Annotated in this window: 8 protein-coding genes and 1 riboswitch; of the genes, 5 read left to right on the top strand and 3 right to left on the bottom strand. The window is 61.0% G+C overall.

The features are described from left to right. Window positions 1-233: 233 nt before the first annotated feature. Window positions 234-1,334 carry an ABC transporter permease gene (locus tag HQ945_RS07810; protein WP_174207856.1) on the top strand — a complete coding sequence of 367 codons (1,101 nt, stop codon included), beginning with the start codon at window positions 234-236 and terminating at the stop codon, window positions 1,332-1,334. Window positions 1,335-1,361: 27 nt separating this feature from the next. Then, complete coding sequence (locus HQ945_RS07805) at window positions 1,362-2,348, top strand: ABC transporter substrate-binding protein (RefSeq protein WP_027230777.1); 987 nt, start codon at window positions 1,362-1,364, stop codon at window positions 2,346-2,348. Window positions 2,349-2,358: 10 nt separating this feature from the next. Here HQ945_RS07805 and ilvD read toward each other — a convergent pair whose 3' ends face one another. Both ilvD and HQ945_RS07795 read right to left on the bottom strand, forming a co-directional pair. Then, window positions 2,359-4,212 (bottom strand): dihydroxy-acid dehydratase, encoded by a 1,854-nt coding sequence (gene ilvD / locus HQ945_RS07800; RefSeq protein ID WP_174207855.1) that lies wholly within the window; start codon window positions 4,210-4,212, stop codon window positions 2,359-2,361. Between the two features lie 164 nt (window positions 4,213-4,376). Then, the gene (locus HQ945_RS07795) at window positions 4,377-4,613 is read right to left on the bottom strand and encodes an Lrp/AsnC ligand binding domain-containing protein (RefSeq protein WP_027230775.1); all 237 of its coding nucleotides are present in this window, start codon (window positions 4,611-4,613) and stop codon (window positions 4,377-4,379) included. Window positions 4,614-4,717: 104 nt separating this feature from the next. After that, window positions 4,718-4,804, top strand: a riboswitch (glycine riboswitch). 206 nt (window positions 4,805-5,010) lie between these two features. Here HQ945_RS07795 and HQ945_RS07790 point away from each other — a divergent pair. From HQ945_RS07790 to HQ945_RS07780, 3 genes are all read left to right on the top strand, one after another. After that, window positions 5,011-6,285, top strand: a complete 1,275-nt coding sequence (locus HQ945_RS07790; RefSeq protein WP_174207854.1) for a D-amino acid dehydrogenase — start codon at window positions 5,011-5,013, stop codon at window positions 6,283-6,285. 283 nt (window positions 6,286-6,568) lie between these two features. Beyond that, the gene (locus tag HQ945_RS07785) at window positions 6,569-8,497 is read left to right on the top strand and encodes an autotransporter assembly complex protein TamA (protein ID WP_113281101.1); all 1,929 of its coding nucleotides are present in this window, start codon (window positions 6,569-6,571) and stop codon (window positions 8,495-8,497) included. Then, on the top strand, window positions 8,494-13,098 hold the full coding sequence (locus tag HQ945_RS07780; protein WP_174207853.1) for a translocation/assembly module TamB domain-containing protein: 4,605 nt from the start codon (window positions 8,494-8,496) through the stop codon (window positions 13,096-13,098). The genes HQ945_RS07785 and HQ945_RS07780 overlap by 4 nt, the downstream gene beginning before the upstream one ends. A gap of 423 nt (window positions 13,099-13,521) precedes the next feature. Here the strand turns inward: HQ945_RS07780 and HQ945_RS07775 are convergent, their stop codons facing one another. Continuing rightward, a complete protein-coding gene (locus HQ945_RS07775) occupies window positions 13,522-14,361 on the bottom strand; it encodes a fumarylacetoacetate hydrolase family protein (RefSeq protein WP_174207852.1) in 840 nt (279 codons plus the stop codon). Window positions 14,362-14,384: the final 23 nt, after the last annotated feature.

Genomic DNA, 14,384 nt, shown 5'->3' with positions numbered 1-14,384 from the left:
TGGTTGGGCCTTTCCCCCCACCCCGGATCTTCGATCCGACCCTCCCCACGCCGGGGGAGGGTGGGGCTGCGGCCTTACTTCCCAATGGAGGGCGTGGACTTACACGCGGACGAAAAAAAAGACCGACCAACGCTCGCCGCCGTTCTTACCCTCCCCCGACGTGGGGAGGGTCGCCGCGCAGCGGCGGGGTGGGGGGCGAACCCGCAACCATGTTCCACAACCGGGGTGCGGACATGAAGCGGTCGCCTCTCGCCATTCTCGCCTTCCTGCTTGCGGCTGCATCGCTGGTACTGCCGACCGGCGCGGATGGTCCGGGCGCCCTTTTCTTCGTAGCACCCGCCATCCTCTTCGCAACAGCAGCGGTTGGGCTCTTCGTGGTCCCGTCTCTAACCTCACTGGTTGCCTTGCTGGTCCTCGTTCACATCGCGGCGGCATGCCTCATCGCGCTGCTCGGCTCTTTCACGATAAGCGGTCCGGCGATTGGCTATGGCTGCATGGTGGTATCCGCCTGGCTGCTTGCCTGGCTCGCCGTCCAGCGACTTGCGGCGCTACGCCTCAAATCTGCCGGTGCGCAACGTTTCGTCAACCTCGCGCTGCCCGTCCTCTTCGGCGCCTGGCTGCTGATCCTCTGGGAGATCGTGGTGCGCGGCTTCGGCGTCCCGACCATACTGCTGCCGCCGCCCTCCATGATCGCCGGGCGCATTGCCGGCTCCATACCGACCCTTTGGGCAGACTTCCAGCAGACATTCCTCAAGGCCGCGATCGCTGGCTATGCCATTGGCTGCGGTTCCGGGTTCATTGCCGCCATCATCGTCGATCGCGTGCCGTTCCTGCGCAAAGGGCTCTTGCCGATCGGCAATCTGGTCGCCGCCCTTCCCGTCGTCGGCATCGCGCCCATCATGGTCATGTGGTTCGGTTCATATTGGCAGTCGAAGGCTGCGGTCGTCGTCATCATGACGTTCTTTCCGATGCTCGTGAATACTGTCGCGGGTCTCGCCGCCTCTGGCGCGATGGAACGCGATCTGATGCGCACCTATGGCTCCAATTATTGGCAGACCCTCGTCAAGCTGCGCCTGCCCGCGGCGATGCCTTTCATTTTCAATGCGTTGAAGATCAATTCGACCCTTGCGTTGATCGGCGCTATCGTTGCCGAATTCTTCGGCTCGCCCATCGTCGGCATGGGCTTTCGCATATCGGCCGAGGTTGGCCGCATGAATGTCGATATGGTGTGGGCCGAAATCTTCGTTGCGGCGCTCGCCGGATCGCTATCCTACGGACTGATTACACTTATCGAACGGGCCGTCACCTTCTGGCACCCGTCCTATCGCGCATAACAAACAAGAACAGAGGAGAACTGAAGCATGAAGAAAACGTTGGCACTCTCACTCGGCCTCGCCATGACCCTGATGGCCAGCTCGGCGCTTGCCGCGGACAAGCTCGTCCTGCAGCTGAAATGGGTCACGCAGGGCCAGTTTGCCGGCTACTACGTCGCCAAGGATAAGGGCTTCTACGAGGAGGCCGGCCTCGACGTCGAGATCAAGCCGGGCGGACCCGATGTGGCGCCGCCCCAGGTCATCGCCGGCGGCGGCGCCGACGTGGTCGTCGATTGGATGCCTTCGGCGCTCGCAACCCGCGAGAAGGGTCTGCCTCTCGTCAATATCGCCCAGCCGTTCAAGCGCTCGGGCATGATGCTGACCTGCCGCAAGGAAACAGGGATCACCAAGCCGGAGGATTTCAAGGGCAAGACGCTCGGCGTCTGGTTTGGCGGCAACGAATATCCGTTCCTCTCCTGGATGAACCATCTCGGGCTCAAGACCGATGGTGGACCCGATGGGGTGACTGTTCTCAAGCAAGGTTTCAATGTCGATCCGCTGATCCAGAAGCAGGCAGACTGCATCTCGACGATGACTTACAACGAATATTGGCAGGTAATCGATGCCGGCATCCCGGCGGACCAGCTCGTCACGTTCAAGTATGAGGATGAAAAGGTCGCCACGCTGGAAGATGGTCTCTACGTGCTGCAGAAGAGCCTCGACGATCCGAAGATGGTCGACAAGCTTGCGCGTTTCGTCAAGGCTTCGATGAAGGGCTGGGAGTATGCCCGCGCCAATCCGGATGAGGCTGCGACCATCGTCCTCGACAATGATGCAAGCGGTGCGCAGACCGAAAAGCATCAGAAGCGAATGGTCGCGGAGATCAACAAGCTGACGGAAGGCTCGACGGGTGTTCTCGACGTGGCTGCGGCAGAGCGGACGGTCGAAACGCTGCTCGGCGGCGGTTCAGATCCGGTCATCACCAAGAAGCCCGAAGGCGCCTGGACCTCGAAGATTACCGACGCTGCGAAGTAACGTTTACCGCTTAGTTCCAATCGTCGGGAATTTGCCGAACCGCACCGCGGGCAGCACTTGTCGCCATGGTGCCATAGGCGCGTAGCGCGGTCGTTACCTTGCGCTTGCGCTTTTCTGCAGGCTTCCAGGCGGCGGCGCCCTTGGCTTCCATATGGGCGCGGCGATCGGCAAGTACAGCATCGTCCACCGCGAGGTGGATCTTGCGGTTCGGAATATCGATATCGATCATATCGCCCTCCTCGACGAGGCCGATCAATCCGCCCTCGGCGGCCTCCGGCGACACGTGTCCGATCGAAAGGCCGGAAGAACCGCCGGAGAAACGCCCGTCGGTGATCAGGGCGCAGGCTTTGCCGAGACCCTTCGATTTCAGGTAGCTCGTCGGATAGAGCATTTCCTGCATGCCAGGTCCGCCGCGCGGGCCTTCATAGCGGATCAGCACAATGTCGCCGGGCTTGACGCCGCCATTCAGGATGCCGAGCACTGCGCTGTCCTGGCTTTCGAATATGCGGGCCGGGCCGGAGAATTTCAGGATCGAATCGTCGACGCCCGCGGTCTTCACGATGCATCCGTCCTCGGCGAGGTTGCCGTAGAGAACCGCAAGGCCGCCGTCCTTGGAATAGGCATGCTCGGCGCTGCGGATCACACCCTTCTCGCGGTCGAGATCGACCGTTTCGAAGCGGCGATCCTGGCTGAACGCGACTTGCGTCGGCACGCCGCCCGGCGCTGCCCGGAAGAAGTCGTGCACCGACTTGTTCGAGGTGCGGGCAATGTCCCAGCGGTCGAGCGCTGCGGCGAGATTGGCCGAATGCACGGAATAGACCGACGTGTCGAGGAGGCCCGCGCGATCGAGTTCTCCGAGAATGCCCATGATACCGCCGGCATGGTGCACGTCCTCCATGTGGACGTTGGCAACGGCAGGGGCGACCTTGCAAAGCACCGGCACGCGGCGCGAGAGCCGGTCGATGTCGCTCATGGTGAAATCCACCTCGGCCTCATGCGCCGCAGCAAGCAGGTGCAGAACCGTGTTGGTGGAACCGCCCATGGCGATATCGAGCGTCATCGCATTTTCGAAAGCGGCAAACGAGGCAACCGCGCGCGGCAAGACGGTTTCGTCGTCCTGTTCGTAGTAGCGACGAGCGAGATCGACGACGAGATGGCCGGCCTCGACGAAGAGGCGGCGGCGGTCCGCATGGGTGGCAAGCGTCGAACCATTGCCGGGCAGCGACAGGCCCAGCGCCTCGGTGAGGCAGTTCATCGAATTGGCGGTGAACATGCCGGAGCACGAACCGCAGGTCGGGCAGGCCGAGCGCTCGATGACCTGGACTTCCTCGTCGGAAATGCGCTCGTCGGCCGCCGCTACCATCGCATCGACGAGATCGAGCTTCTTTTCCTTGTCTCCCCAGACGACCTTGCCGGCTTCCATCGGGCCGCCGGAAACAAAGACGACCGGTATGTTGAGGCGCAGTGCGGCCATCAGCATGCCGGGGGTGATCTTGTCGCAATTGGAGATGCATACCATCGCATCGGCGCAATGGGCGTTGACCATATATTCGACGCTGTCGGCGATGATCTCGCGCGAAGGCAGCGAGTAGAGCATGCCGTCATGGCCCATGGCGATGCCGTCATCGACAGCGATCGTATTGAATTCCTTGGCGACGCCGCCCGCACTTTCGATCTCGCGCGCAACGAGCTGGCCGAGATCCTTGAGATGGACGTGGCCGGGAACGAACTGTGTAAAGGAATTGACCACTGCAATAATCGGCTTGCCGAAATCCTCGTCCTTCATTCCGGTCGCGCGCCAGAGCCCGCGGGCACCAGCCATGTTGCGGCCATGTGTGGTTGTGCGTGAACGATACGGAGGCATTTGGGATCATCCTGATGGTCGTGGTCGAAAAAGCATCTCTACAGACAAACAGAGCCAATGGCAAAATGGCGTTTGTTTCCTGCGGGGCGTGCAAATTGTTGCATTTATTTCATAGTGGACTTCATCTCTGCCCGAAACGGGACGTAATGTCTCGGGGCTTGCGTTCAAAACGCCGTGAAAGTCATCGTCGTCAAGGAACGGGCAATTCCCGGAATTCCGAGCACGTTGTCGTTGATGAACTTGCCGACGTCCTTGTCCTCGGCGATGTAGATCTTTGCCAGGAGGTCATAATCGCCGCTTGTCGAATAAAGCTCCGATACGATTTCACGCTCGTAGAGGGCAGCTGCGACCTCATAGGTCTTGCCGGGGAAGCACTGCAGCTGCAGGAAGACGGGTTTCATTTATCTGCTCCGGTGGTCTGAACTGGTGCAATCAACATAATGGGTCCGGCCTTCGTTAGCCAGTTGTTCTCTTCTCACGGTTGCGATATAAGCAGCCCGTTCGCACAGGCTATCTGGGAGAGACCGGTAAAACCGGCGCCGATGGAGCAACCGCCCCGGAAACTCTCAGGCAAAAGGACCAGACTAGCGTCGGACATCTGGAGAGTGGCGTGGCTTCGAAGGCTTCGCCCACCGAAGGAGAAAGCCCTGACCGGCGCAAACCGGTAACGCAGCCGAGACAAGGGATGGCAAACATCCGGCAGGTGCGTAAGGGCCAAACTCTCAGGTCCCGTGACAGATGGGGTTTCGTGCCGCTCGCGGCGAAGCTGGAACCATTTGTGCTGAAGGACTAACTGCCATGACCTCGATCGCCATTATCGGCGCTGGTATTACCGGCGTCACCACCGCCTATGCGCTTGCCCGCCAGGGGCACACCGTTACCGTTTTCGACCGCAACCGATACGCCGCGATGGAGACGTCGTTTGCCAATGGCGGCCAGCTTTCGGCGTCGAACGCCGAAGTCTGGAACAGTTGGGGCACGGTGCTCAAGGGCATGAAGTGGATGCTGCGCAAGGATGCGCCGCTGCTCATGAATCCAAAGCCATCGTGGCACAAATATTCGTGGATGGCGGAGTTCGTCATGAACATTCCGCACTATGAGAAGAACACGATAGCGACAACCAGGCTCGCCATCGAGGCGCGCAAGCGCATGTTCGAAATCGCTGCCGAAGAGAAGATCGATTTCGATCTCGAGAAGCGCGGCATCCTGCATATCTATCGTTCGAAATATGGTTACGACCATGCCGTCAAGGTCAACAAGCTGCTTGAAGCAGGGGGCCTAGACCGCCGCTCGGTCACGAACGAAGAAATTCACCACATCGAACCAGCGCTCGACGGCACGTTCCATGGCGGCTTTTTCACGCCCTCAGATTCGACGGGCGACATCCACAAGTTCACCCGGGGCCTTGCCGAAGCATCTGCGCGCCGCGGCGTTCGCTTCGTAGGCGACGCCAATGTGCAGACCCTCAGGCATGGGAAGGATGGCATAGTTGTTGCCTGGAACAGCGCCTCACAGACGCTTTCGCCGGTCGAGAGCGAGCGCTTCGATGCGATCGTCATCTGTGCCGGCATTGCCAGCCGCAAATTTGCTGCGCAGCTTGGCGACAGGGTCAACATCTATCCGGTCAAGGGATACTCGATCACCATCAACCTCGGCGACGAGGCAAGCCGTACGGCAGCACCGTGGGTAAGTTTGCTTGATGACGATGCCAAAATCGTCACCAGCCGCCTCGGCGCGGGACGGCTGCGGGTCGCCGGCACCGCCGAATACAATGGCGAAAACCGTGACATCCGTCATGACCGCGTCAAGCCGCTGGTCGATTGGAGCCGCGATCTCTTCCCGGGCATGGATACGTCGAATGTGGTGCCGTGGGCTGGCCTTCGCCCGATGATGCCGAACATGCTGCCGCGCGTCGGCAGCGGCAAGCGGTCGGGTGTCTTCTACAATACGGGGCATGGCCATCTCGGCTGGACACTGTCGGCCGCAACCGCGGAGATCGTTGCCGGTCATATCAGCGCGGCGATGCCGGCGGAAAAAGCCGGGCAATCGGAGTGGCTGGCCGCCGCGGAATAATTAAACTTGAGAAGCGCCGGCCTGACCGGCGCTTCGTCGTTTCAAGCCGGTCTGTTGCATTGCTCTAACAAAAAGTGATCCGCACCCGGCAGAGTTCTGTGGCGATATGGCCACAAGAAAACCCCTAGGCGACCAGAGCTTGGTCTTAGCGGGTTGGCCCACCCTGACCGGCATGTTATCAATTTCTTAAGCTCGGGAGAGGATTTTTAACAATCCGTGGGGATGTGTCTCCGTGCCTGCGGCGTAATGTGTGTCATTTTTTGAGTAAGGATTTTGCTGGTTGATGGAATTGAGGCGCCCACAGGCCAAGCTTTTCGGCGCAGCTTTGCTGGCCTTCACCGCGCTTGTTTCGCCGGCGCAGGCGTTTGACCTCTTCGGCATTCATCTTTGGGGCGAGCGCAAGACCGATGATGCGGATGCCGTCATTGCCGACCCGCACCGCTACAGCGTCGAAAATGCGCAAGGCGAGGACAAGGCGACAACCAAGCTCGTCGCGGGGGCATCGAGCCTTGTCGAGGATGAGGACAAGCCTGCCTCCGGCGCGGCGGGCCTGATCGCCAAGGCACGGGGAGACTACCGCCGCATTCTGGGCGCGCTTTATGCCGATGGCCGCTATGGCGGCACGATCAGCATCAAGATCGACGGTAGGGAGGCCGCGGATATTCCGCCGGATGCCGATTTGCCCAATCCTTCCACGGTCGTGATCGCCGTCGATCCCGGACCGCAATTTCTGTTTGCATCGACGCGCATAAAGAATATGGCGCCGCTGCCTATAGACCCCAAGGACGTCGTTGACAGGCCCGAAGATCAAGGCTTCGCACCCGGCGATGTCGCTACATCGACGGCGATCCTCAAGGCCGAACGCCTTGCCGTTGACGCATGGCGCGAACAGGGCCACCCCAAGGCCCGGATCGTATCGCGCGACGTCGTCGCCAATCACGATGACAACAGGATCGATGCCACCATTGATGTCGAGCCCGATCGCCGGGCCGCCTTCGGTCCTGTGACCGTAAGGGGCACCGAACGGATGGATCCGGAGTTCGTAGCCTTCATCACCGGATTGCAGCCGGGCGTGGAGTATGATCCGGACGAAATCGAGCGCGCCAAGAAGCGGCTCTCCCGTCTTGAAGTGTTCCGCTCCGCCCGCATTGAAGAAGCCGACGCGATCACACCGAACGGGCTGCTGCCGATCACCGTCGCCGTGCAGGAACAGAAGCTGCGCCGGTTCGGCCTCGGCGGCAGCTATTCGACGCTCGACGGCGCCGGTTTCGAGGCCTATTGGCTGCACCGCAATCTCTTCGGTCACGCCGAACGATTGCGCTTCGATGCGAAGATTGGCGGCATTGGTGGCCAGTCGTTCAATCCGCAGGACTATAATTATCTTCTTGGCGTGACCTTCACCAAGCCGGGCGTTTTCAATCCGGATACTGATTTCGTCACGTCGCTCATCGGCGAGCGCCAGGTTCTCGATGCCTATACGCAGACGTCGATTACGGCGCAGGGCGGGTTCACGCGGATTTTCTCCGATGAACTGACCGGCAAGATCATGGCCAACGTCGCGAAATCCCGTTTCGACGACGATTTTTTCGGCAAGCGCGATTTTCTGACGGCGGGCTTCATCGGTGGACTTACCTATGACAGCCGTGACAACAAGGTCGATCCTTCGAAGGGATATTACCTCGAAGGCCTGATCACGCCCTTCTACGAGTTCGAGTACGGCAATTTCGCCAGCAAATTCACCGCTGAAGGCCGCACCTATCACAGTTTCGATGCCGACAAGCGCTTCATCCTGGCGGGACGCTTGAAGCTCGGCAGCATTGTAGGAGCCGACATCGCCGAATTGCCGCCAGATCAGTTGTTCTTTGCCGGCGGCGGCGGCTCGATTCGCGGCTATGCCTACCGCAATGTAGGCGTGAACGTGACGCGCGACGGCGAGGATTTCGTCATTGGCGGGCGTTCGCTCGTCGAAAGCTCGGTCGAAGCGCGGGTACGCATGACCGATACGATCGGTGTCGTCGGCTTCGTCGATGCGGGCTATGTCGGCGAACAGTCCTATCCGGACTTTTCCGAACAGCTCCGTGTCGGCGTTGGCGCAGGCTTGCGCTACAATACCGGCCTTGGACCGATCCGCCTCGACTTTGCGGTACCGCTCGACCGTACCCACGACGACCCCGATTTTGCTCTCTATGTTGGCATAGGACAAGCGTTTTGACCCGGTTCCTCGTAAGTCTCTTCCTGCTGCTTTTTGCAGCACCGGCCCTGGCGCAGGATAGCGCCGAGGCGGAGAAATCCTACTTCCTGAGCTTCGTTCAGAACCAGCTTTCAACTCCCAACCGGCAGATCGTCATTTCGGACATCCAGGGCGTGCTTTCCTCCGAAGCGAGCATCGGCAGCATAACGGTGGCTGACCGCGAAGGGGTCTGGCTCAAGATCACCAATGCCCGCATTGTCTGGAGCCGCCTTGCGCTTCTGAGAGGCCGGCTCGATATCAACACGCTTGCCGCCGACCGAATCGACGTCTTCCGCAAGCCGCTTCCCGACGACAGCTTGCCTTCGCCGGAAGCCAAGGGTTTCAGCCTGCCGGAACTACCGCTAGCTGTCATCCTCCAGGATCTGCAGGTGGCGCGCATTGCCTTCGGCGACGGTGTATTCGGGCTTCGGTCGGAAATCTCCATCGCGGGCAACCTGAAGCTTGAAAGTGGATCGCTTGATACGACGCTTGCCGTCAAACGCCTGGATGGGCCCGGCGGCGAGTTTAACATCAAGGCGGCGTATGCCAATCAGAGCCAGCAACTCGACCTCGATCTGACCCTGAACGAGCCGCAGAACGGCATCGTTGCCAACCTTCTTAATATTGAAGGCAGGCCCCCCGTCGCGCTGGCGCTGAAGGGATCGGGGCCGGTAAGCGACCTTGCCCTGCAGTTGACGCTCGACGCGGCCGGCAAGCGCGTTCTCACCGGCGATACCAAATTCGACCGCCAGCCGGATGGCCTCGCCTTCAAGGCAACGATGAACGGCGAAATCGCTACGCTGGTGCCCCCCATCTTCCGTGATTTCTTCGGCAACGAGACCGCACTCGTCGTCAATGGCGTCGCCCGTGACGGTGGCGGTGTCGCGCTCGATCAGCTCAGCATCAGGAGCAATTCGCTCACGCTCAACGCCACTGGCGATACGACCGACGATCTCTTCCCGCGCCGCCTGAAGATCGATGGCACTATTGCCGATCCGTCCGGCAAGAAGGTGATCCTTCCGGTCAAAGGCGGGCAGACCACCGTCGACAAGGCCGTGCTTGCCGTCTCGTTCGGCGCCAGCGCCACCAACGACTGGACGAGCAGCATCGAGATCACCAATCTGACGACGGAGAGCTTTGCCGCCCGTAACGTCAATCTTCTTGGCAAGGGCATTGCCGAAAATCTCGACAGCCCGACCGCTCGCTCGCTCACCTTTGACGTAACGGGCGACGTTTCCGGCATTACCGCGACGCGCGCCGATATTGCCGAAGCGCTCGGCGATAAGATCCAGCTCAAGATCTATGGCGACTGGAAGGCAGGTACCCCCGTTAACCTAAGCCAGGCTCTCATCGCGGCGAATGGATTCAGCGCTGGCCTTGAAGGCACGATCCAGAATTTCGCCTACCAGGGCGATATTCTGGTCAAGGCATCGAGCCTTGCACCGTTCTCCGCCCTTGCTGGGCGCGACCTTGCCGGCTCGCTCGACCTCAAGGCCAATGGCTTGATCGAGATGCTGAAGGGCGGGTTCGATCTCATGCTCGACGGGCAGGCAACTGGCATGAAGCTCGGCATCGACGCTGCCGACAAGGTGCTTGCCGGCGAGACGCGCCTCACCGGTGGTCTTGCCCGCGGCGAAGCCGGTCTTAGCGCCAGGAACTTCCGCGTGGAGAATCCACAAACGCTTCTAACGGCCAACGGAACCTTCGCGACTGGCGCAGCGAACTTCGATTTCGGCCTCGATCTAAGCGATCTCGCCCTGCTTTCCGAAAAGGCAAAGGGCGCTCTCAAGGTGAAGGGCAGCGCCCGCGGCCAGGACAATATCATAGCGCTCGCCTTCAATGCCGGCGTGCCGCAAGGCGCGCTCTCGGGGCGCAAGCTGACCGATGGGGCCCTGACCTTCAATGGCACGCTGTTCAATGGCAATGTCGACGGCAGGGTTTCCGGTCTCGCCTTCCTCGACGACAAGCGGGCAGACCTCAGCACGAATATCGCAATCCGTGCTGACGAGAAGCGCTTGAGCGATATCCAGTTCATCGCCGGCGGGACCAGGCTGCGCGGCGATGTCACGCAGAACCTGAAAGGGCTGCTGCAGGGCAATTTTACCCTTGCTTCGACGGATCTTTCGACGGCGGCGGCCCTGTTCCTCGTCAATGCCACGGGTAAGGCGGATGCAACGATTGCGCTTACCCACGATGACGAGAAACAGAATGTCGAGGTCAAGGGGCAGGTCAACGGCCTGAAGGCCAATGATATCCGTGTCGGCAAGGCAGCGATCGCCCTGACGGCGCAGGACATCTTCAAAGTTCCTTCCGCCAATGGTTCGGTGACCGCGACTGATGTATCGGCGGCCGGTATCGACATCACCGTGGCCGAAGCGCGCGCCATGCAGTCGGGCCGAACGACCAATTTCGTTGTTGGCGCAAGTCTCGCCAACAGCGCGCACATCGCCACGACCGGCGCACTGCAACCCACGGACAACGGTTTCCAGTTGTCGCTTGCCAAGGCTGAGCTGACACGCGGCGACGTCGCCGCGAGGCTGACCGCACCGGCCGCGATCAATGTGGCTGGCAGCAATATTTCCTTTGGCGATATCCTGCTCGATATTGACGGGGGCAAGGTCACCGTCAGCGGTGATGTTGCCGAAACGCTGAGCTTGACCGTCGCCGCACAGCGATTGCCGCTCAGCATCGCCAATCTGATCAAGCCCGACCTTGGGCTCGGTGGCGAGATCAACGGCCAGGCCCGGATCGGCGGAACACGCCAGAAACCGGACGTGAATTTCGATGTGCAGGCACGCGGCATTACCGCTGCCGCGCTGAAGCAGGCGGGTGTCGACGCCGTCAATGTCGATGCCAAGGGGACCTCGACCACCGACCAGCTGAACGTCGACGCACATGTGACCGGCGCCGGCGGTATCGATGCGTCGGCAAAAGGCTCCGTTCCGCTTGCCGGTGGCCAGCTCGGCGTTGATTTCAACCTGCGCAGCCTGCCGCTGCGGGCGCTCAACGGCGTCGTCCGGGACCAGAATCTTGGCGGCGATATCTCGGGCAGCGGCCGTGTCACCGGCACATTGAGCCGGCCCGATGTGGAGTTCAACCTGAAGGGTGCCGGCCTTACCGCACGTCCCCTGCAGGACAACGGACTGGCGCCATTGCAGCTTGCCGCCGCGGGCCGTTTTGCCAACAACGTGCTGAACCTTTCTTCCGCCAAGGTGGACGGGCCGCAAGGACTGACCGTATCGGCCGACGGCAATGTTCCGCTGTCCGGATCTGGTCTCGGCGTCAACGTCACCGGCCGGATTCCGCTTTCGCTGGTCAATCGCTCACTCGCCGAGCGCGGGACGCAGGCCAAGGGCACCATTGAAGTGTCCGCCGCTGTTTCGGGAAGCTTCAGCCAGCCGCAGATTCGCGGCAACTTCTCCGCCAATGGCGCTGAGGTGCTCGACCCGCAGACGAATCTTCGGCTGCAACGCATTACGTTGCTTGGCGATATGGCGGGAACGACGGTGACGATCCGCACCTTCAACGCCGCGCTTTCGACCGGCGGCTCTATCAGCGCCAGCGGCACGATTTCGACGGACGCTGCGGCAAACTTCCCCGCCAATATCGATATCCGGCTGAATAAGGCGCGCTATGTCGACGACGACCTGCTCGTTGCGACCGTTACGGGCGCGCTTACAGTCCGCGGTCCGCTCACCCGCGATCCGGTCATTGCCGGCAACATCGATGTCAATCGTGCCGAGATCACCGTGCCGGAAAACTTCGGCGGTTCTGCCGCAATGATCGATGTGCGCCACAAGGACCCGTCGAAGGCGGTGGTGAAAACGTTGCGCCGCGCCGGTGTCGATGGAACGAGGAAGGCTGGCGCATCGACTGCGCGGCCGAGCATCGTTCGTCTCGATATCAACGTGAACGCGCCGAACAAGATCTTCATTCGCGGTCGCGGGCTCGATGCCGAGATCGGCGGTTCGGTGCGCCTGACTGGTCCTGCCACCGATATCCAGCCGGTCGGCGCCTTCGATCTCATCCGCGGCCGGCTTGGCATTCTTGGCCAGCGCATCACCTTTACCGAGGGCCAGGTCACGCTCGTCGGCGACCTCGACCCCGAAATAAACTTTGTTGCAACGACTCAAGGGTCCGACATTACCGTCAATGTCATGGTGAGGGGCCGGGTATCCGACCTCAAGATCACCTTCTCGTCGCAGCCGGAACTGCCGCAGGACGAGGTTCTTGCCCGTTTGATATTCAAGCGCTCCATCGGCGAATTGTCGCCGCTGCAGGTGGCGCGCCTCGCTGCTGCTGCAGCGGAACTCGCCGGCGGCCAGCGTTCGTCGCTGCTCGATAATCTGCGCAAGAGTACGGGCCTTGATGATCTCGACGTCGTTACTGACGCCAAGGGCAATACAGGCGTGCGCGCCGGGCGCTATATCCGCGACAATGTCTACCTCGGTGTTGAGGCGGGTTCGGGTGGATCGAGCAAGGGTACTGTCAATCTCGACATCACGCCGAACCTGAAGGCACGAGGCTCCGTCGGTGCCGACGGCGATTCGGGCGCAGGCCTGTTCTACGAAAAGGATTATTGAGGGCCCGCCGCCCGGAGAGGACGGCGGCGAGGCTACCGTCTGGCGGGTGAGTGTGGCGGCCAGGAAATCAAGAAACGCGTCCCGGCATCCGTTGCCACTTGAATGCAGTCGGGAATGGCGGCTGACAGGCCTCTCCGGGCTGCGAAGCTACGCCAAACTCGGCGCCTGGCCTCACCTACTCACCGCCAGCACCACTGCCGTTGCCATCCTTGTTCACAACGGTCAGCATCATGCTAGTCCACAAACTTCCGCCATCCTCCCCGCCATGCTCGCCACCATGCTGCCGTCATCCTCGCCAGCCCACTGCCTCATCCTCGGGCCCTTGTCCCGAGGATCCATGCCACTAGGCTGAACGACGATGCAAAGAGGGGATCCTCGGGACAAGAGCACGAGGATCCACGCGATAAGCGACGATCCGCCGGACTAACCCTGGACGACCTTCTGGCGCTGTTCGCCGAGGCCTTCGATCCCGAGCGCAATCACGTCTCCGGCCTTGAGAAACACGTTCGGCTTCTGGCCGAGACCGACGCCGGGCGGCGTGCCGGTCGAAATGATGTCGCCCGGATGCAGGCTCATGAACTGCGACAGGTACGAGACGAGGTATTTGACGCCGTATACCATCGTCGCCGAGGAACCGTCCTGGTAGCGGTGGCCGTTGACATCGAGCCACATCTTGAGGTTCTGCGGATCGGCGACTTCGTCCTTGGTGACGAGCCAGGGACCCGTCGGACCGAACGTGTCGCAGCTCTTGCCCTTCGTCCACTGGCCCTGACGCTCGGCCTGGAATGCCCGCTCGGACACGTCGTTGATCAGGCAGTAGCCTGCAACGTAATCGAGAGCCTCAACCTCACTCACATATTTTGCGTGCTTGCCGATGACGACGCCAAGCTCGACCTCCCAGTCGGTCTTTTCCGAGCCGCGCGGAATCTCGACATCGTCGTTCGGACCGACGATCGCCGACGTCGCCTTCATGAAGATGATCGGTTCGGGCGGCACCTTGGCGCCGGTCTCGGCAGCGTGATCGGAATAGTTGAGACCGATGCAGATGAATTTGCCCGTCCCCGCCACACAAGGGCCGTAGCGGTCGGCCTCGACCAACGGCAGCGACGCCGGATCAATTGCGGCAAGCTTCTTCAAGCCTTCAGGCGATATGGCATCGCCGGCGATATCCTTCACGTGGGCAGAAAGATCGCGGACGTTGCCGTCCTTGTCGACAAGGCCCGGCTTTTCCTGGCCCGCAGGACCATAGCGCAAGAGTTTCATGGTTTTACCTTTTCCTGACTGGG

The organism is Phyllobacterium pellucidum, assembly GCF_013327855.1.
Taxonomy (GTDB): domain Bacteria; phylum Pseudomonadota; class Alphaproteobacteria; order Rhizobiales; family Rhizobiaceae; genus Phyllobacterium; species Phyllobacterium pellucidum.
The sequence above is the reverse complement of the archived record's forward strand: the minus strand, read 5'-3'. Positions and strand labels throughout refer to the sequence as shown.

Excerpts from the sequence above, each read along its gene's own strand:
- HQ945_RS07810 (WP_174207856.1), top strand. The coding sequence starts at position 234 with ATGAAGCGGTCGCCTCTCGCCATTCTCGCCTTCCTGCTTGCGGCTGCA.
- HQ945_RS07805 (WP_027230777.1), top strand. The coding sequence starts at position 1,362 with ATGAAGAAAACGTTGGCACTCTCACTCGGCCTCGCCATGACCCTGATG.
- ilvD (WP_174207855.1), bottom strand. The coding sequence starts at position 4,212 with ATGCCTCCGTATCGTTCACGCACAACCACACATGGCCGCAACATGGCT.
- HQ945_RS07795 (WP_027230775.1), bottom strand. The coding sequence starts at position 4,613 with ATGAAACCCGTCTTCCTGCAGCTGCAGTGCTTCCCCGGCAAGACCTAT.
- HQ945_RS07790 (WP_174207854.1), top strand. The coding sequence starts at position 5,011 with ATGACCTCGATCGCCATTATCGGCGCTGGTATTACCGGCGTCACCACC.
- HQ945_RS07785 (WP_113281101.1), top strand. The coding sequence starts at position 6,569 with ATGGAATTGAGGCGCCCACAGGCCAAGCTTTTCGGCGCAGCTTTGCTG.
- HQ945_RS07775 (WP_174207852.1), bottom strand. The coding sequence starts at position 14,361 with ATGAAACTCTTGCGCTATGGTCCTGCGGGCCAGGAAAAGCCGGGCCTT.